10 protein-coding genes and 2 pseudogenes are annotated in these 19,112 nt (G+C 58.0%); 5 read left to right on the forward strand and 7 right to left on the reverse strand.

Going from position 1 to position 19,112, the window contains the following annotated elements:
* Nucleotides 1-83 precede the first annotated feature (83 nt).
* Both GOW98_RS22535 and GOW98_RS22540 read left to right on the forward strand, forming a co-directional pair.
* Nucleotides 84-1,745: a GMC family oxidoreductase gene (locus tag GOW98_RS22535; RefSeq protein ID WP_170336312.1), complete on the forward strand. Its 1,662-nt coding sequence runs from the start codon at nucleotides 84-86 to the stop codon at nucleotides 1,743-1,745.
* A 96-nt stretch (nucleotides 1,746-1,841) separates the two neighbouring features.
* Complete coding sequence (locus GOW98_RS22540; RefSeq protein WP_170336314.1) at nucleotides 1,842-4,355, forward strand: CoA transferase; 2,514 nt, start codon at nucleotides 1,842-1,844, stop codon at nucleotides 4,353-4,355.
* Nucleotides 4,356-4,851: 496 nt separating this feature from the next.
* On the opposite strand, the gene GOW98_RS22545 is transcribed toward GOW98_RS22540, so the two are convergent.
* The 5 genes from GOW98_RS22545 to GOW98_RS22565 form a co-directional block, all read right to left on the reverse strand.
* A complete protein-coding gene (locus tag GOW98_RS22545; protein WP_170336316.1) occupies nucleotides 4,852-6,834 on the reverse strand; it encodes a dipeptide ABC transporter ATP-binding protein in 1,983 nt (660 codons plus the stop codon).
* A gap of 1 nt (nucleotide 6,835) precedes the next feature.
* A complete protein-coding gene (locus GOW98_RS22550) occupies nucleotides 6,836-7,984 on the reverse strand; it encodes an ABC transporter permease (protein WP_170336318.1) in 1,149 nt (382 codons plus the stop codon).
* Between the two features lie 3 nt (nucleotides 7,985-7,987).
* Nucleotides 7,988-8,995: an ABC transporter permease gene (locus GOW98_RS22555; protein ID WP_217359702.1), complete on the reverse strand. Its 1,008-nt coding sequence runs from the start codon at nucleotides 8,993-8,995 to the stop codon at nucleotides 7,988-7,990.
* Nucleotides 8,996-9,067: 72 nt separating this feature from the next.
* Nucleotides 9,068-11,122, reverse strand: a complete 2,055-nt coding sequence (locus tag GOW98_RS22560; protein WP_170336319.1) for an ABC transporter substrate-binding protein — start codon at nucleotides 11,120-11,122, stop codon at nucleotides 9,068-9,070.
* An 85-nt stretch (nucleotides 11,123-11,207) separates the two neighbouring features.
* Nucleotides 11,208-12,116 (reverse strand): LysR substrate-binding domain-containing protein, encoded by a 909-nt coding sequence (locus GOW98_RS22565; protein ID WP_170336321.1) that lies wholly within the window; start codon nucleotides 12,114-12,116, stop codon nucleotides 11,208-11,210.
* 177 nt (nucleotides 12,117-12,293) lie between these two features.
* Here GOW98_RS22565 and GOW98_RS22570 point away from each other — a divergent pair, with 177 nt between their 5' ends.
* Nucleotides 12,294-12,632: a hypothetical protein gene (locus GOW98_RS22570; protein ID WP_170336323.1), complete on the forward strand. Its 339-nt coding sequence runs from the start codon at nucleotides 12,294-12,296 to the stop codon at nucleotides 12,630-12,632.
* Nucleotides 12,625-13,851, forward strand: a complete 1,227-nt coding sequence (locus GOW98_RS22575; protein ID WP_170336325.1) for an HlyD family secretion protein — start codon at nucleotides 12,625-12,627, stop codon at nucleotides 13,849-13,851. Before GOW98_RS22570 ends, GOW98_RS22575 begins: the two co-directional genes overlap by 8 nt.
* A 64-nt stretch (nucleotides 13,852-13,915) precedes the next feature.
* Here the strand turns inward: GOW98_RS22575 and GOW98_RS22580 are convergent, their stop codons facing one another.
* Together GOW98_RS22580 and GOW98_RS22585 are read right to left on the reverse strand one after the other, a co-directional pair.
* Nucleotides 13,916-16,702: a bifunctional aconitate hydratase 2/2-methylisocitrate dehydratase gene (locus GOW98_RS22580; protein WP_170336327.1), complete on the reverse strand. Its 2,787-nt coding sequence runs from the start codon at nucleotides 16,700-16,702 to the stop codon at nucleotides 13,916-13,918.
* Nucleotides 16,703-17,174: 472 nt separating this feature from the next.
* A pseudogene (locus tag GOW98_RS22585) lies at nucleotides 17,175-17,357 on the reverse strand (DDE-type integrase/transposase/recombinase); the annotation flags it as partial.
* 250 nt (nucleotides 17,358-17,607) lie between these two features.
* On the opposite strand from GOW98_RS22585, the pseudogene GOW98_RS22590 reads away from it, so the two are divergent.
* Nucleotides 17,608-18,760 (forward strand): annotated as a pseudogene (locus GOW98_RS22590) (IS110 family transposase).
* Nucleotides 18,761-19,112 lie beyond the last annotated feature (352 nt).

Below are 19,112 nucleotides of genomic sequence, written 5' to 3' on the forward strand. Positions count from 1 at the left end.
CCATCATGCAACGCTGGCCCGAGAGCATCTCCAAAGGCGCTGAATTCACCATGCCCGTAGCCCGCTGATCCTGGAGCTTGACCATGTCTGTGGAAACGTTTGATTACATCGTTGTAGGGGCCGGCACCGCCGGCTGCCTGCTGGCCAATCGCCTCAGCAAAGATCCATCCAAACGGGTCCTGTTGCTGGAAGCCGGTAAAAAGGACAACTATCCGTGGATTCATATCCCGGTTGGGTATCTTTACTGTATCGGCAATCCGCGTACGGACTGGCTGTATCAGACCGAACCCGACAAAGGTTTGAACGGCCGCGCCTTGCGCTACCCGCGTGGCAAAACACTGGGCGGGTGTTCCTCGATCAACGGCATGATCTACATGCGGGGTCAGGCACGGGACTATGACAATTGGGCCAAGCTGAGTGGTGAGGACGACTGGAGCTGGGAGAACTCGATCCCCGACTTCAAGGCGCATGAAAACCACTACAAGCTGGACAACGGGGCCGATCCCAAAACGGGCGACAACAGCCGATTCTCGGACCTGCACGCCCATGGTGGCGAATGGCGCGTGGAAAAACAGCGCCTGCGCTGGGATGTGCTGGACTCGTTCGCCGAGGCTGCCAATGAGGCCGGGATCGAGTCGACCGACGACTTCAACGCGGGCGACAATGCCGGGGTTGGTTATTTCGACGTGAACCAGAAATCGGGTTGGCGCTGGAACACCTCGAAAGGCTTCCTGCGCCCCGCGAAAGAGCGTCAGAACCTGACCATCTGGACCGAAGCTCAGGTCGAACGCCTGACCTTCGACACTGCCCCTGATGGTGCGACCCGCTGTTCCGGCGCAGTTGTGCGCCGCGCGGGACAGCCGGTGACCGTGAATGCCTCGGCCGAGGTCATTCTGTCCGCAGGTGCGATTAACTCGCCGCAAATCCTGCAATTGTCCGGTATCGGTAGTGGCGAATTCCTGAAATCCCACGGCATCGACGTGGTGCTGGACGCGCCAGCCGTTGGCGAAAACCTGCAGGATCACCTGCAGATCCGCGCCGTGTTCAAGGTGGACGGGGCCAAGACCCTGAACACTCTGGCCAACAGCCTTGTAGGTAAGGCCAAGATCGGCCTGCAATACGCGCTGCAACGCTCCGGCCCGATGAGCATGTCGCCCAGCCAACTGGGCGCCTTCACCCGCTCCGACCCAAGCCGGGCTCATGCAAACCTGGAATATCACGTGCAGCCTCTGAGCCTTGAAGCCTTTGGTGAAGACCTGCATGAATTCCCGGCTATCACCGTCAGCGTGTGTAACCTGAACCCGTCCAGCCGAGGTCATGTGCGCATCCGTTCGAACAAATACACTGATGCGCCGATGATCGCGCCGAACTATCTGGACACGGACGACGACCGTAAGGTTGCTGCAGACAGCCTGCGTCAGGTGCGCGAGATCATGTCCAAACCTGCGATGAAGAAATACAATCCGCAGGAATGGAAGCCGGGCGTTCAGTTCCAGACGGATGAGGAACTGGCAAAACTTGCGGGCGACATCGCCAACACCATCTTCCACCCGGTTGGAACTGCGAAAATGGGGCGTGAGGATGATCCAAGCGCAGTGGTCGATCCCTACCTGAAGGTCAAAGGCATCAAGGGCCTGCGTGTGGTTGACGCCAGCATCATGCCCGAGATCACCAGCGGCAATACCAACGCGCCGACCCTGATGATCGCGGAAAAAGCCGCGCGCTGGATTCAGGAAGGTCGGTAAACCAACCAAAAAAGCGGCCCCGGGTTCATGGGCGGACCCGGGTCTTTTTCGTCAGATCGGGCTGCTAGCGCCCGTAGAATTGCAGGAATAATGCACATGACACTTCAATCGTCCTCTGATCTGCCGCTCGCCGGTGTCAAAGTCATCGACTTTGGTCAGTATATTGCCGGCCCTGCTGTCGCCATGATCCTTGCGGATTTTGGTGCGACGGTCATTCGCGTCGAGATGCCCAATGGCCCGCTTTGGGAAAGCCCGGCCAACGCAACGCTGAACCGCAACAAGCTGATCGTGACGCTGGATCTGAAGACCGATGACGGCATGGCACAGGTACGCGACCTGATCGCCGAGGCCGATATTCTGGTCGAAAGCTTCCGCCCCGGCGTGATGACCCGCATAGGGCTGGACTTTGCAGAACTACGCGCGGCACGCCCCGAGTTGATCACCCTGTCGATTCCCGGCTTCGCCTCGAATGACGAGTTACGCCGGGATTGGCGCGCTTATGAAAGCGTGATCGCGGCCTCGTCCGGTGTGTTCACCGACATGGGCCTGAACCGGGTGTTGATGGGAATCAACCCGTCGTTTTCGCCGCTGCCGCTGGCCTCGGCCTATGGCACCATGCTGGCCGCATCCTCGGTGGTACTGGCGCTGCAATCGCGTGAACGTACCGGGTATGGCGACCAGATCGAGGTGCCTTTGGCCTCGGCCGTGATGGAGGGTCTCAGCTACAACTCGATCAAGATCGACGACTACCCCGACCGCTACAAAACCCAGCGCGAGTTGGAGATTGAACGTCGCCGGATCGAAGGACTGCCTATGAACGTTTCGTATGAAGACCTGCAGGAATTGCTGGACCCGTTCTATCGGTCTTACAAGTGCAAGGACGGCCGCATGTTCTATGTGGTCTGCCCCAGCCACAAACAACACGCCAAACGCTGCCTTAAAAAACTCGGCATCTATGACGAGCTAGTCGAAGAAGGGTTGACCGAGGAAGAAGACACCTATCTTCCTGTCAGCGAATGGAAAAACGACGTGTCGCTGGGCGTCTATCCGCTGCCGAAACACTGGGCCGACCGGATTGCCGAACGGATGAAAGAGGTGTTCCTGACCCGGACCTCGAAAGAATGGGAAAAGATCTTTGGACGTGGCAAATTCCCGGGCGCGCCCCAGCGTTGGCTGCAGGAATGGATCCACGACGACCACGCCGAAACCGCCGGTCTGATGGTCGAGGTCGAAGACCCAGAGTTTGGCACCATGACCCAGCCCGGCCCGATGGTCTGGCTTGAGGAATCCGGCGAGGAAATGCTAGAGCCCAAACCGCGTGAATGGGTCGAATTCGACACCGCCCTGGCTGCTTTGAAAGCGCAAGAGACCGCTGTACCCGATCCCTTGCCCGAGGAAAAACAGACCGGCTGGCTGGACGGCGTGCGCATCCTTGATCTGTGCAACGTCATCGCAGGCCCGCATTCAGTCTCCTATCTGGCCCGGTTTGGTGCCGAGGTGATCAAGCTGGACCCGGCGACGCCGTTCTACGATTGCTGGAACACGGTGATCTTCAGCCTATCCCATGGCAATGGCAAGCGGTCAGTTTTGGCCGACATGAAATCACCTGAGGGGCGCGAGGTCTTCGAGAAGTTGGTGAAATCCGTCGATGTGATCGTATGGAACGCCACGGATGCGCAAGTGCAGGGCATGGGGCTGGACCGCGAGAGCCTGGCCAAACTGAACCCGGATGCGATCTTCTGCAAGATGGATTGCTTTGGTGGTGTGCGTCGCGGACCACGGTCGAACTACCTTGGTTATGACGATCTGGTACAGGCCACCACCGGCATCATGCTGCGGTTCGGCGGATCGATGGAAACCCCCGAAGAGCACGCCCATGTCGGCACCATCGACGTGATGTGCGGCTTTGGTGGGTCGCTGGGTGTTGCCGCGGGTTTGTACCAAAAGCTGAAAACCGGACGTGTCGGACGTCCGCGCACCTCGTTGGCCGCGCTCAGCGGTCTTGCACAGATCCCGTTCTGCTACGACTATGAACGCCGGGGTCTGTTCGATGAACCCGCTGGGCAAGAAATCAACGGCTACGATGCACTGACCCGTTTCTATTACACCTCGTCGGACCGCTTCATTCTGCTAAGTGCTTATGAATCGGACGTCCCAAGGCTGGCCACGGTCGAGGGGCTGGAAGGGTTCGAGGATGTCGCGGTGGAAGACCGCGACGCATTTCTGGCAAATGCGTTCTACCAGGCACGGGCCAGCGACTGGGCGGAACGCCTGCAGGCCGCCGATGTGGGCGGAACAATCTGCGAGAACATCGAAACGATCCGGTCATATAACGCGCGCCCAGCAGATGGAACGCCGGGGACCGACCGGGGCAGCTATTCGTTTTCGGTTCATGAAGACCACCCAAGCGGCCACACAGTCACGCAACTGGATCCATTTGCGATCCGCCCTGTACGCGGCACCGTCTATGCGCTGACACCAGCGGAGAAATTCGGAACCTCAACACGCGCGGTACTGCAAGAGCTTGGCTACGAAGACGTCGAAATCGAGAAAATGCTGTTATATGGCATTGTCAGCGAAAGCTGGAGCCAAGAATACCTGCCAAGTTGATCTGCAAACATGGTCAGGGCGACACCTAAAGTAATTGGTATCACCCTACCTTGGTACTTGGCCGCAACCGAACTGTTCAACAAGGCGCTGCGGCCAATCAGAGCTTTTGGCATGAACACGAAGCAGACGAGTTTGCGCCCGCCCTCTAACTGGCGAGCCAGACAAACGCCCCGCCCGCCAAAGTGACCGCAATGGTATCAACGAGATGCCTTGCGAACCTTCCCGCTGTCGGCTTGGTATGACGATTTCGACCGGGATGCTTCGCCTGAAAGGTTTTTGCTTCCATCGTGCAATCATCGGTTACGTAGTTTGGGCTTCACGTCGCTCCTGTAGTTTTGACCGACAAACTGAACTCAAGGCAACAGATCAAAGCGCGGGAACGACCATGCGTCAAGGAAACCTCCTGGCCGACACTCTGCGCTGCCGTTTTCAACTCCGTTGGTTCAGGACCTGATGTCATACGACCCAGGTCCCATGCTTTTGCCCTGACCTAGAATTATGCGACCGTACCAGTTACCCGCACGGGGGCAGAAATCTCTGATGCCAGACCAGGATTCTGTAAAGGCATCTCCTCCACATAGTGACACGCCACAAAGTGCCCCTCTTCGATCTCGACCAGTTTGACCGGCGCCGAGTTTGGATCGAACCCCGCTGGCGCGTCGGTTAACGTGACCTTTTCTCCGGACACCGTCGCAACCGGATGACGGAACCCGCCCTCCAGTCGGATCGGTGCAAAAACCGCGTCCGGGTCCGGATGCGGCACCGCGCTGAGCAGTGCCTGAGTGTATGGGTGACGAGGTGAGTAAAACACTTTTTCGGTCGGTCCGTACTCGACGAACTTGCCGTGATACAGCACCGCGACGCTATGCGAAATCTGCGCTACAACCGCCAGATCGTGGGCGATGAAAAGAAAGCTGACACCCATTTCTTCCTGAATGTTCTTCAGCAAATCCACGATTTCGGCCTGAATGGACACATCCAGCGCCGAAACACATTCATCACAGACCACAAACTTTGGCTTGGACACCAGGGCGCGGGCAATACAGATCCGCTGCCGTTGACCGCCCGAGAACGCGTGCGGGAACCGACGCAGGTGTTCCAGCTCAATCTTGCAGCGCTCCGCGATTTCACGTACGCGCGCGTCAACTTCATCGCGATTGCTCATCAGCCCCGAGGCAACCAGAGGTTCGGCGATGATATCGCGGACCGTCATGCGCGGGTTAAGCGACGAGTACGGGTCCTGAAACACAAGGCTCATCTCGGGCCGGAACGACCGCAGCAGGTCGCCCCCCAGCGAATGAACATGTACCGGGCGTTCGTGGAACGCCATGTTCAGCTTGGAGCGTACCGCGCGCAGTTCTTCTGCGCTGGCATGAGCCAGATCGATGTCGCCCTTTTTCTTGCGGTGAAACACAACCTCGCCATCTGGCGGATCAATGGCGCGCAGGATCGCCCGACCAACGGTGGTCTTGCCCGAGCCGGACTCGCCCACCAAACCAACGGTCTCGCCTTTTTTGATGGTAAAGCTGACGTCATCCACTGCACGGACCTTGGTGATATCCGTGCGGAACATGCGTTTGGTCTTTACGTCAAAGTCGACCACCAGATTTTTCACATCAATCAGGGGGCGATGTTTCTTGCCGGTCAGTGCCGCAGGCGGTTTGACGCGGTCCAGTCGCGGGATCGCCGCCAGCAGGCGTTTGGTGTAGTCCTCCTGCGGGTTGCGGATCACGTCCCGCACAGTGCCGCGCTCGACCACTTCGCCCTTTTGCATGACGACAACATCGTCGGCGACCTGAGCGACAACACCCAGATCATGGGTGATGAAGATCATCCCCATTTCCAACTCTTCCTGCAGCTTTTTCATCAACTTCAGAACCTGCGCCTGGATCGTGACATCCAGCGCCGTTGTCGGCTCGTCCGCGATCAACAAGGCTGGCCCGGCCGACAACGCCAGCGCGATCATGGCACGCTGGCGCATACCGCCGGACAGTTCATGCGGATACTGATCAACGCGCTGCGACGGGTTGGTCAGACCAACGCGGTCCAGCATATCGACGGCAATCTCGCGCGCCTCGCGGCGACCGACTTTGCGGTGCAGCCTGATCGCTTCGGTGATCTGATTGCCAACTGTGTAAACGGGCGAGAAACTGGCCATCGGTTCCTGGAAGATCATACCGATTTCACCGCCGCGCAAACGACCGATTGTCGGATCACCGGAGCGCAAGCTTGGTACATCGATCTTTTGGCCGTTCTTTGCGTAGTAGTCGATGCGCGAGCCCTCTCCGATCATCGCAGTATTGGGCAGCAGACGCATGGCCGCTTTGGTCGAGATCGACTTGCCCGAACCCGATTCCCCCACGATCCCAAGGGTTTTTCCCTTCTCGACCGAAAAGGACGCATTTTGAACCGGTGTAATCAGCCCCTCATCCGTGCGGAATGAGATCGACAGGTTTTCTACGTCAAGGATTTTGGTCATATCAACGCGCCTCCGCATAAGGGTCGGCGGCATCGCGCACCCCGTCACCGATCACGGTAAAGGCCAGCACGGCCACCACGACAAAGATTGCGGGAATAAACAGCCACGGGGTCTGTTCGATGGCCCGCACCGATTGCGCCTGCTGTAGCAGAACCCCCCACGAGACCGAGGGCGGACGCAGGCCAAGTCCAACAAAGGACAGCGCCGTCTCCGACAGGATCATGTAAGGAAAGCTGATCACCAAATCGACGATGATAAAGCTGGTAAAGCTGGGCAGCATGTGCTGGGCGATGATCCGGCCTGGACGCGCACCCGCCAGTCGTGCAGCGACCACGTAATCCTCATTCCGGATAGACAGCAATTGCGACCGGATCCGTCGCGCCAGTGTCGGCCAACCGAACAGGCCAAGGATCAGCGTCATCGCGAAATAAACCTGCGTGGTCGACCATTCCTTGGGCATGGCGGCAGCCAGTCCCATGTAAAGCGGAATGATGGGCACCACCCGGATCACCTCGGTCACGCGCTGGATCACGTTGTCGATGATGTCGCCGAAATAGCCCGCGATCCCGCCGATGATCAGCGCCAGCACGAACGAGATCAGCACCCCGATTACCCCAATCGACAGCGATGTGCGGGTGGCATAGATCGTTCGGCTGAACACATCTCGGCCCAGATCGTCGGTGCCCCAGAAATGGATTTTCTGATCCACATCGGGGCTGAGGCCGACAAGGTGGCGGTCAATCGGGATGAAGCCCAGCAGCTTGACCCGCTCACCTTTGACAAAGAACTTGATATAGTGGCGCACTTCGGGATCCGGCACCGATAACGCGCGCAAGGTCACCGGATCGCGTTCGGTTTTGGTGCCGTTGATGAAGGGCACGACCGAACAGCCGCCCGCATCGCAGAAACGCGGGATTTGCGGCGCGCCCTCAATATACTTGGTGTCGCGACTCACCGGACCATAGGGGGCGACAAACTCGGCAAAGATACCGGCCAACGCCATCAAACCCAGCAGGGATGCCGCCAGCATCGCGGCGCGGTGGCGGCGGAACCGCCACCAGATCAGCGTCCATTGCGAGGCCGAATAGTATTTCAGCTGGCGTTCCCGCTCTTTGGCTTCGGCGGCCGAAAGTTGGGTTGCGTCAGTCATGGATCAGGCCCCCAATTTGATGCGCGGGTCCAGCCACGCCAGCAAAAGATCCGAAAAGAAATTCATGAACACGATAGCAAAGGTCAACATCAGCAGGATTGCACCCGCCACGTTCATGTCGAGGTCCAGATATGCCCTCAGCAGCAGCTCACCCAGTTCGGTCAGCCCCAGGACCACGGCCACGATTGGCAGCTCTGAGAAGATGCGGTTCACGTCAAACCCGATGGTCGAGACCACAGGGTTGATCGCCAGACGCGCCGGGTATTTGATCAGCAGCTTGGTCTCGGGCACACCGCGCGCTCGGGCGGCAGTCACGGACAGCTTGTTCAACTCATCCGACATGGTCGCCCGCACGGTTTGGATCTGATACGCCACCGCCGACCAGGCCAGCACCACCGCGGGCAGCCACAGGTGTTTCATCATGTCCCAGACCTTGGCTGCGGACCATGGCGCGTCTCGGTACTGGGCCGAAAACAATCCGCCGATATCGGCCCCGAACCAGCGGTTGGCGAAATACAGCATCACCAGCGCCAACAGAAAGTTCGGCAGCGCCAGCCCAAGATAAGAAAACACCGTCAGGCCGTAATCGACTGCTGACCCACGTCTTACCGCAGCAAAAATGCCGATGGGGATCGATACGATGTAGGTCAGCAGGAGGGTGGCGAACAGGATACCGGCCGTCAGCCAGACCTTGTCGCCGATAACTTTGGTCACCGAGGTTTCAAAGGCAAAGGCCTGCCCGAAATCCCAGTGCAGGACGATGCCTCCGATCCAGTCGAAATAGCGCAGCACCATGGGCTTATCCAAACCCAGATCGCGCCGGATCGCCTCGATATCCGCCTCAGTGACATTCACCCCGGTGCCGGAATACTTGCGAAAAGCATACCGGTCGGCATAGTCGCCGGGCGGCAGTTCCATGATCAGAAAGACCATCACCGTCACCATTGCCATGGTGATGACCATTCCAACAAAACGTTCCAGAGTGAATCTCAGCAAAACGATGTCCCCCATCAGGCCGTCCAAGGCCGATACCGGAGCGCAGTTGGGCTGCGCTCCGGCGTTTCGTTCAGACGTTCGTCTGAGTTACTGCTCCAACCACCACTGCGAGGGGCGGTACGGATAGGTCCAGTAGAAGTCGTAGGTTTTCGACTTGATCGGCTTCACGTTCTGCAGGTCGTTGCGATGCAGGAACGGAGAGACGATGTCGCCGACGGTCCCGATTTTCAGCATGTTGTCGGTGTGGATCTGAACGATCTCTGCGCCCAACTTGTTGCTTGCATCGGTGCCCATTTCCACCTGGATGAATTTCTCACTCAAATCCCAGAGCTTTTTGATGTCTTCCGGCGGTTCGATGCCTTCGGCACCACCGGTGGTCTTCCACGCGGCCCAGTCAAAGCCGGTGCCGGGGTTGAAGACATCGCCAAACGGCGGGATGAAGACGGTGACGTCCTGGCTGATGGTCGGACCGGCATTGCCGTCGTATTTCCAGGTGGTCACTTCCAGATCGTTGTTGTTGCCCGATGCGCGATACTCGTCCGAGGTAACCTCTTTCAGATCGACGCGGACACCCACGGCACTCCAGTAGTCACGCACCAGCTCCTGCATCTTCACCGGCACACCCTGCGACGAGTAAACCAGACGGATCACCAGCGGCTTGCCATCGGGACGTTCCAGAGTACCGTCGCTATCCGCATCTGTCAGGCCCATTTCGGCCAGCAGCGCCTTGGCACCTTCGGGATCATAACCGATGTCGCGGTTCAGAACCTCGTCCGTAACGAAGGACACGGTTTTGGGTTCCGCAGGCACACCCTGCATCGGAGTACCCTGCCCCAGATAGACGATCTCGTTGATCTCGTCGCGGTTCATCGCCTTCGACATGGCGCGGTTAAAGCGGATGTCGTTGAAGATTTCGCGCAGAACCGGATCCTGATGGGTACGGTTGAACGAGTAGAAGACGTTTTCGCCAAAGGTCGGGGCGAAGTTGATGGTGTAGCCACCCTTGCCTTCGTTTTCCTTCAGCAGCGGGAAGTCTTCCAAGAAGACAGCCTGCTGTTTCCAGACCACATCGCCGTTCATGATCTTGAGGTTCTGGACCTCTTTGTCGCCCACATAGGTCTCAACGATTTCGTTGATATAGGGCAGCTGGTTACCGGCGGTATCGACCTGGTGGAAATAAGGGTTCGCCACCAGCTTGCGGCCTTCGGCGTTTTCGTCGACTACGATGTAGCTTTCCAGCGTCGGGGCAACGGCGCGGCCGATCTTGGCAGCTTTGTCGGCGTCTTTCAGCAGCGGGCTGGGAACGTCTTTCCAGTCGGAACCACCATAGTAGAAGTCAACAGCAGCAGCGGCGTTTTCAAAGCCGTATTCCTGCGCCAGCGCTTCGGCGTTTTCGTTGTGCTTGGGCATGAACTGGCCCAGGAAGTGCTTGGGCTGGAACGGCTGGCCGTAGTCGACGGCAAAGCGGTTCAGAATACCCGGGGTCGGCACCGGGAAAGTGAACTTGACGGTGGTGGCGTCAACCGCCTCGACCTGTGCCTTTTCACCGGCGAACAGCCAGCGGTTGGGGGCCTGATCGTAGACATCGGTGTTGTAGATGACGTCATTCATCCAGAACTCGACGTCGGCGGCAGTGAAGGGCTCACCATCCGACCACTTGTGACCTTCGCGCAGTACGATGGTCAGTTCGGTGTAGTCGTCATTCCAGGACCAGGCTTTTGCGATGTTCGGAACGACGGTCTGCAGGTCGTCGGCATAGCGCACGAAGTTGACGTGCCGAACCGACAGCAGGTCCGAAGTGCCCGATTCCGTACCTTTGGACAGGCCGGTGATGACACCGCCATATTGGCCAACTGTGTCATAGGGCATGACCACCAGCGGCTCGGCCGGCAGACGCTCGGCAACAGGGGCCAGTTCGGCGTTGCCGAGAATGCGGCCGTTCAGCTCGGCGATTGCGGGGTTTTCGGCGAAGTTCAGTTCACACGAGGCCGCGTCCTGCAGTTCAGCCAGTTCCAGCTGCTGCGGGTGAACGGGGCTCAGGCCCATGGGGTCCGCAACGGTGGCAGCGGGGCAATTGGCCAACACCGGCGTGCCCAGAGCAGCCAGAGCGGTAAACGAGAGCAGTGAGGTACGAAGTTTCATAACCATCCCAACATATTTGTGACGTCGGGTGTGCTAGGCTCCGAAGTTAACAAATTTATGATAGTCAGGCGGATATAGAAAAACGCTATGACGCTTTTGGCGACACAAAAGCTTCACATTCGTGGATTTCTCCGGTGATCTTAAAGAAACTGGACACGGCGGCGGTTTGGCGCATTGCCGGTAGACATGCCAGAAAGTGGCCTACTATCAGGTTCTTGTCTTCAATGGGTACAAACCTGATACCGGGTTCACCTTCGCATTCCTGCGCCGCGGCCACACCCACACCAACTCCCGAATTCACCAGTGTCCGAATGGACCCCCACGATCCCAAACCCAGAATCGTCGTCAGTTTCGCCCCCCGCAGCCGCGCCGCAGAATCGAAAATCCGCCGTGTCGAGGATGTTGGTTCGCGCTGAATCAGCTTCAGCGGCTCGACATCCTGCCAATCAACAGCATCGGCAGCCGCCAGCGGGTGATCTTCGGGCACGATCAGCCCGATCCGCGTTGCCGAAATCTTGACCCCGGCCAGATCGGGCGGCAGCTCTTTTGCGGTGAACAACCCGACGTCGAATTCACCGGAATAGAGCAACGGCAGTAGGTCATGCGTGGCCAAAGCACGGGCGCTCACATCAACCGCCGGATACTCGCGCACAAACTCTGAAATCAGCGGGATGGCGATCTGAAAGGTCGAATACCCGATATGAAAACTGCCGGAATGCAGGTCAAGTTCAGAGGTCAGAACCGTGTCGATACTGTCACGCAGCGCGATCAGCGCCTTAATGTCACCGCGGATCTTGTTCAGCAGCGGGGTTGAAGTAATCACCGAACCGGACCTGTCCAGCAACCGGCACTGATACTGCTGCTCAAGCGAATAGACCAGATTGGACACCGTCGGCTGCGACACGCCAAGCTCTTTGGCAGCCAGTGTGAAACTGCCCTGTCTGACAACCGCTTCGAGGGCCTGCAATTGCTTGAGGCTCATTTTCGATTTCATGCGTCCACCCGTTGTCTCCCCGCTTTGCCGCCACCATAGATGAAAAGCGCGCGTGATCCATGGCGCATGACGCGGCCCGTTGCCTTTGATCACAGGCTCGCGACAGGCAGCAACATTGATTTTATTGAATATAAGCGCGTATCCTTTCCATAGATCATTTAAAAAACGGGGGTTTGCATGGACAGCTCTCTTTCTGATGAGGCGCTGGCGCGGTTGCCCTTCTGGGTTACACCGCCGGGTGAGACGGATGGCTTTCTGATTGTCGTCGGCATCCTGCTTGTCCTTGTCTTGCTAGGGTTCGGGGCGCTCTATTTTACCATCCAGGCCATTCCCGACAGGATGGCCGCCGGGGCGCACAAGGTGCAGATGCAATTGGTGGGTGTGTTGGGACTGATCTCGCTTTTCACTCTGAACAACGCGTTCTGGATCGCAGCCATTCTGATCGCCGCCGTGCCGCTGCACGAAATCTTCCCTTTGCAGGGCAAGAACGCGCCGCCGGAGCGTTCAGATGCTTGAGCTCATTTTCTCGGCCCTGATCACAATTGTCCCCGACTACCTCTATCGCCGGTATGGGCAGGGCAAACGGTGGGGCCAGGAAATCACTCTGTTCAACATCTGGTACGAGCTGCGCTGGGGTCTAACCGCCTGTGCCATTCTGGCAGTGACCCTGATCACCGTCATCTTTTACTTCCATCCCTCCACCCGCAATGTGACCGCCGCCTTTCGCACCATAACCATCCTGTCGGATCGCGGAGGCCGCGTGGCCGAGGTTTATGTGACCAACAATGAACCCGTCACGGCGGGTCAGGCCATCTTCCGGCTGGACACCACCCGGCAAGAGGCTGCAGCTGAAACCGCCCGACGCCAAATCGAAGAGGTTGACGCTGCCCTTGGCGTGATGGTTGCGGATATCGCTGCCGCGCAAGCGCAGCTTGATACGGCTGAGGCCGATTTTCGTCAGGCCACGGATGATCTGGAGCGTCGCCAATCGCTGGCCGAGCGAAACAACGCGACCGTCAGTGAACAAGAGCTTGAACGTTTGCAAACGGCTGTCTCCCGCGCCGAAGGCCAGCGCGCCGCTGCGATTGCCGCGCTCGACGGAATCAAACTGCGCCAGAGCACCTTGCTGCCAGCCCAACGCGACAGCGCCCGCGCTGTTCTGGCCGAAGCCGAGGCCGAAATCGACAAGTCCACCGTCTTTGCCGAGGTCGACGGAACGGTAACTCAGTTCCTTCTGAAACCGGGCGATATCGTGAATCCGATCCTGCGGCCCGCAGGTATTCTGGTGCCCGATGTCACCGGGCAAGGCCGTTTCGTCGCCGCGTTTGGTCAGATATCGGTGAGTGTCCTGAAGCCGGGCATGCTGGTGGAAATCACCTGCGCGGCCAAACCATTGAAAATCATCCCGATGGTCGTCGATGAGGTGCAAGATGCCATTGCCGCCGGTCAATTCCGACCCGGTGATGCGCTGCTGGACCTGCAGGACCGTGCCCGCCCCGGTAGCGTGACAGCTTTTCTAGCACCGATTTTTCCCGCTCATCTGGATCACATCCCGCCCGGCAGCGCCTGCGTTGGGGTCGCCTATACCAGCCGCGCGCAGGAAATGGAGGCCGGAGAAATCACAGGGTTCTCTGCCTTTGTGGCGCGGATCGTGGACGGGATGGGCATCGCCAACGCCATTGTTCTGCGGGCGCAAGCCATCCTACTGCCGGTCAAGGCGTTGGTGTTTAACTGACAGGCCCTTGAACACCGTGTCGGAAAAGTTCAGGCCGGTTCATTTTGAACCGGCCTGAAAAACTTTAGAAGTGCGCCGAGTTGGTGTTTCCCGGCACAACCGGAGGAGCGAACTTGGTCAGGTCGATGCCTTCGACCGCCGCCTTGTACTCTTCGATCTTGGGTGTCCGACCCAGGATTGCCGACAGCACGACAACCGGGGTTGAAGCCAGCAGGCTTTCGCCTTTCTTGTCCGGCGCATCCGCCACGACGCGACCCTGGAACAGGCGGGTCGAGGTGGCCAGAACCGTGTCACCCTTGGCAGCTTTCTCCTGGTTACCCATGCAGAGGTTGCAGCCGGGACGTTCGAGGTAGAGGATGTTCTCATACTCGGTGCGCGCCTGCGTTTTCGGGAACAGATCGTCGAACTCGAAGCCCGAGTATTTCTCAAGCACTTCCCAGTCACCCTCTTCCTTCAACTCGTCGATAATGTTGTAGGTTGGAGCCGCAACCACCAGCGGGGCCTTGAATTCGACCTTGCCGGTTTCCTTTTCCAGGTTCTTCAACATCTGGGCGACAATCTTGATGTCGCCCTTGTGCACCATGCACGAGCCGACAAAGCCCAGATCCACTGTCTTTTCCGCGTTGTAGAACGAGATCGGACGGATCGTGTCGTGGGTATAGCGCTTGGAGACGTCCGCGTTGTTGACGTCAGGGTCAGCGATCATCGGCTCAACGATCTGATCCAGATCGACGACAACCTCGGCGAAGTACTTGGCGCTGTCGTCGGGACGCAGAGCGGGGTTTTCGCCTGACTTGATCTCGGCGATGCGGGCATCCGCGATGTTGATCAGCTTTTGCAGCATGCCGTTTTCATGCTCCATACCCTTGTCGATCATGATCTGGATGCGCGACTTGGCCAGTTCCAGCGAACCGATCAGGGTGTCGTCATTCGAGATACAGACCGAGGCTTTGGCCTTCATCTCGGCGGTCCAGTCGGTGAAGGTAAAGGCCTGGTCCGCCAGCAACGTGCCGATATGCACTTCGATCACGCGGCCCTGGAACACGTTGTCGCCATGCTGTTCCAGCATCTGCGCCTGTGTGGCGTGCACCACATCACGGAAGTCCATGTGCTCGGCCATCTGGCCCTTGAAGGTCACCTTGACCGATTCCGGGATCGGCATCGAAGCTTCACCGGTGGCCAGCGCCAGCGCCACGGTGCCCGAGTCGGCACCAAATGCCACGCCTTTGGACATGCGGGTGTGGCTGTCGCCACCGATGATCACCGACCAATCATCCACGGTAATGTCGTTCAGCACCTTGTGGATCACGTCGGTCATCGCGTGGTATTCGCCTTTCGGGTCGCGACCGGTGACCAGACCGAAGTCGTTCATGAACTTCATCAGGCGCGGCGTGTTGGCCTGCGCCTTGGCGTCCCAGACCGAGGCGGTGTGACAGCCCGACTGATAGGCGCCGTCAACGCTGGGCGCCACGACGGTTGCGGCCATCGCCTCAAGTTCCTGCATGGTCATCAGGCCGGTGGTGTCCTGCGAACCCACGATGTTGACCTTCACACGCACGTCCGAACCGGCGTGCAGGGTCTTGCCCGGCGTGGTGCCGACAGCATTCTTGTTGAAGATCTTCTCAACCGCGGTCAGGCCCTGACCTTCATGGCTGATCTCTTTCGACGGGGCAAAGACCAGAGGGGCTTCGACACCCAGCGTCTCGGCCGCAAACGTCTGCAGTTTCTTGCCGAAGACGATGGCGTAAGATCCGCCCGCCTTCATGAACTCAACCTTCTGCGGCGTGAAGGACGAGGATACGTCTACCAACTCTTCGCCCTCTTCGCTCAGCAGCTTTTGGGTTTTGGAGTTGATCTTCAGAACTGTGCCGGTTGCGACCGAATAGGCCTCTTCCAGAATCGGGTTGCCGTCATTGTTCAGGATCGCGTTGCCGTCTTCGTCGACCTTCTTGACCCAGTTCTTCAGGTCGATGCCGATACCGCCAGTCACGCCCACGGTGGTCAAGAAGATCGGCGAGATGCCATTGGTGCCTGCCACGACCGGCGCGATGTTGACAAACGGCACATAGGGGCTGGCCTGTTTGCCGGTCCACAGCGCCACGTTGTTCACGCCCGACATCCGCGACGAGCCCACACCCATGGTGCCTTTTTCGGCGATCAGCATCACGCGCTTGCCCGGGTGCTGGATTTTCAGGGCCTCGATTTCCTGCTGCGCTTTCTCGGTGACAAAGCACTGGCCGTGCAGTTCCCGGTCAGCGCGCGAGTGCGCCTGGTTGCCCGGCGACAACAGGTCGGTCGAAATGTCACCCTCAGCCGCAACATAGGTGACAACTTCAATCTCTTCGTCGACTTCAGGCAGCTTGGTGAAGAACTCAGCCTTGGCATAGCTTTCCAGAATGTCCTTCGCCACCGCATTACCGGCCTCGAACGCGGCTTTCAACCGATCGGTGTCGGCGTCATACAGGAAGACCTGTGACTTCAGTACTTCAGCAGCCTGACCTGCGATCGCAGCGTCATCACCCAGCGCCAGGTCCAGCAGAACCTCAACCGAGGGGCCGCCTTTCATGTGCGACAGCAGTTCGAACGCGAAGGGAACCGAGATTTCCTCAACCACGGCCTCGCCCAGAATGATCTCTTTCAGGAACTTCGCCTTTTCACCCGCAGCGCTGGTTGTGCCCGGCAGCGTATTGTAGATGAAAAAGTGCAGCGACTCCGCCCGGTGCTCGTTGCCGGCATCCTTGATCTGGTCGACGATCTCTTTGACAAGGGCACCATCATCGATGGGCTTTGGGTGCAGCCCCTGTTTTTTGCGGGTTTCGATTTCGCTGAGGTAGTCTGTATAAAGGCTCATGGCTGATCCGCTGTTTGCAATTGGTGACGCTATGTGCCGGATTCGCGGCGCTCTGACCAGCCCCGGCACTCATTTGTATGCGGCGGTATACCATTCAGTGGAGAATATCAAGGGACCATCTTCGCGCACGTGATCGGTTCCTTTGCCTTCCGGTGGGGTGAAGGTAAGCGTGAAACTTGGATATCGGCACGCCCCTGCGATGGGCCAGGTATTCTGATTAGCCATTTTGAGAGCGGTGCCGGACGCGGCCCCACGCAGCTTGCAAAAAGCTATGCGAACTCTTCCGAAACTCGGCAAGTCACTCCATTCCGAAGACAGAGTAAAACGGGGAATGGTGTCACGCATCTCAGAACAAAACCTTGAACTGGCTTTCGGCCTAAGAACCAATCGCGTTCGCTCAGGCTCTGGCAACGGTCACGGTTCTGTCGTAAGCATTTTGGAAGGCAGAGCATCAGTGTAATTGGTGAGCAGTTTATCCTGCCAGTTGGGCGAATTGTTGAAACGGTCGGAGTCCTGACGTGAATTGACCTTGGCAAATCATGTTGACCAGTTCTATGCCTGCCAGGACAGATGCGGCTGAAGCGAAAGACTTGAAGCCCAGCATGTGCCGGACACGACGTTTGATGAAACGGTGGTCCTGTTCCACGATGTTGTTATCCGGCATGAATGACCGCGACGCTTCAATCGGAGGTTTTGAAGGCTTCGATGTGGATTACTATTGGTCCACCGGGATTGGGGCGTTTGGAACACGAATGGCGGGCAGGCCGAAGTATCTGATGAGCTGTGAGCTCGAGTTGCTATCTGGCCGCCCCTTCGACTTGCCCGGTTGTGCTGCGAGCGCGGATCCGTAGTTGTCGTGTAGCCCGCTGGCTCCCTTGGTTGCTGACCATGAAAAGGAGCCAGTCATGAAAATCATTGCCTTTGAAGTGCATCGCACCTTTGCTCAGGTGGCGGTCCTGGAGAATGGCAAGATCCGGGACGAAGGTCGCCTTGAGCTTGTGCGTGGACACATCCTGAAATTTGCAGAGCGGCTGCTGTCGCCTTTGTAAGCCGTGTCGTCATCTCAAACCCACTACTCGTTCGTGCTATCGCCTAGGCCAAAGTCAAGACCGACAAGATCGACGCGAGCGTTCTGGCGAAGCTTCACGCCAGTGGCTTTCTGCCAGAAGTCTGGATGCCGGATGAAGAAACGGAACGGCTGCGTCGGGTCGTTGCTGAGCGGGTGCAGCTGGTTTCCCAGATGACCCGTCTCAAGAACAGAATCCATTCAGTGCTGCATGCCAATTTGACCCCGCCGTACAATGCGTCTCTTTTTACAAAGCGCGGGAGGAAGGGGTTGGAGGCACAACCAGTCGAGCAAGACCAGCGACGCGTCATCCTCCGTCATGCCAGCGAGCTGGCGGTTGCGAACTCAAACTGATCGATGAAGACCTTGCACAGACAGCGCGTCAGGAGCCGCGCGTAAAAAAGCTGATGATAATCACCGGCGTCAACATGATCGTTGCTCTGAGTGTTGTGGCGGCGATTGGCGAAATCGGGCGCTTCTCGTCTCCGGAAAAACTCGTCAGTTATTTCGGTCTCAATCCCCGGGTTCGCCAATCGGGTGACAAAGCTGCGTATCATGGCCGCATTACAAAGCAGGGCCGGTCCCATGCTCAAGCGATGCTGGTTGAAGCGGCATGGTCGGTCTCCCGTACACCCGGACCACTAAGAGCCTTCTTTTGGAGGATCCGGGAAAAGCGAGGCTACCAAATCGCGGCGGTGGCGACTGCGCGCAAACTGACAGTGGTCGTCTGGCACATGCTATCCAGGGGCGAAGAATACGTCTGGAGCCGTCCCGCTTTGTTAGACTGGAAGCTCAGAAAGCTGGAGCTGACGGTTGGCTACCCCTCTCACCGCGGTGGAAGAACGAAAGGCTCAGCTGCCGACTACAACAGCCTCAAATCAGTGCGCGATCGGGAGAGAGAAGCTGTCGGTCACGCGGAGAGCGTCTACCGGCGTTTCGTAATAAAGTGGAAACAGAAATCTCCGATGGCAAAGCCCGTCGCACCCCAGTAGCTCACCCAAAGACAAGGGCACGGTGCCTCAAAAAGATCTTGTCAAATACATCCGTCATAAATTTTGACCTGATCGTCTGTACTTTGGCTGGACAGCCGAACCGCTTCAGGGTTCTGTTCACTTCTCGAAGGCCAGCTGCATTGGCGCGTGTAAAGCGGCGGTTTTTCAGAAAAGGTTCAAGTTTTTTCCCGGAAAAATTGTGGAGTTTCTTCTGTTAAATCGCTCTGAATGAGAATGTCTGACGGAACCCTTTAGACCCGATTTATGACTTGTCTGTATTTTGGCGCCTTTGGCGGACACAAATCGTGTGGGTAATCCGCACCATTTCAATTGGCCCGGTACACGATTCGAT

Origin of the sequence: Ruegeria arenilitoris (assembly GCF_013032445.1) — a bacterium.
GTDB lineage: Bacteria > Pseudomonadota > Alphaproteobacteria > Rhodobacterales > Rhodobacteraceae > Ruegeria > Ruegeria arenilitoris_F.

Excerpts from the sequence above, each read along its gene's own strand:
- GOW98_RS22535 (WP_170336312.1), top strand. The coding sequence starts at position 84 with ATGTCTGTGGAAACGTTTGATTACATCGTTGTAGGGGCCGGCACCGCC.
- GOW98_RS22540 (WP_170336314.1), top strand. The coding sequence starts at position 1,842 with ATGACACTTCAATCGTCCTCTGATCTGCCGCTCGCCGGTGTCAAAGTC.
- GOW98_RS22545 (WP_170336316.1), bottom strand. The coding sequence starts at position 6,834 with ATGACCAAAATCCTTGACGTAGAAAACCTGTCGATCTCATTCCGCACG.
- GOW98_RS22550 (WP_170336318.1), bottom strand. The coding sequence starts at position 7,984 with ATGACTGACGCAACCCAACTTTCGGCCGCCGAAGCCAAAGAGCGGGAA.
- GOW98_RS22555 (WP_217359702.1), bottom strand. The coding sequence starts at position 8,995 with ATGGGGGACATCGTTTTGCTGAGATTCACTCTGGAACGTTTTGTTGGA.
- GOW98_RS22560 (WP_170336319.1), bottom strand. The coding sequence starts at position 11,122 with ATGAAACTTCGTACCTCACTGCTCTCGTTTACCGCTCTGGCTGCTCTG.
- GOW98_RS22565 (WP_170336321.1), bottom strand. The coding sequence starts at position 12,116 with ATGAAATCGAAAATGAGCCTCAAGCAATTGCAGGCCCTCGAAGCGGTT.
- GOW98_RS22570 (WP_170336323.1), top strand. The coding sequence starts at position 12,294 with ATGGACAGCTCTCTTTCTGATGAGGCGCTGGCGCGGTTGCCCTTCTGG.
- GOW98_RS22575 (WP_170336325.1), top strand. The coding sequence starts at position 12,625 with ATGCTTGAGCTCATTTTCTCGGCCCTGATCACAATTGTCCCCGACTAC.
- GOW98_RS22580 (WP_170336327.1), bottom strand. The coding sequence starts at position 16,702 with ATGAGCCTTTATACAGACTACCTCAGCGAAATCGAAACCCGCAAAAAA.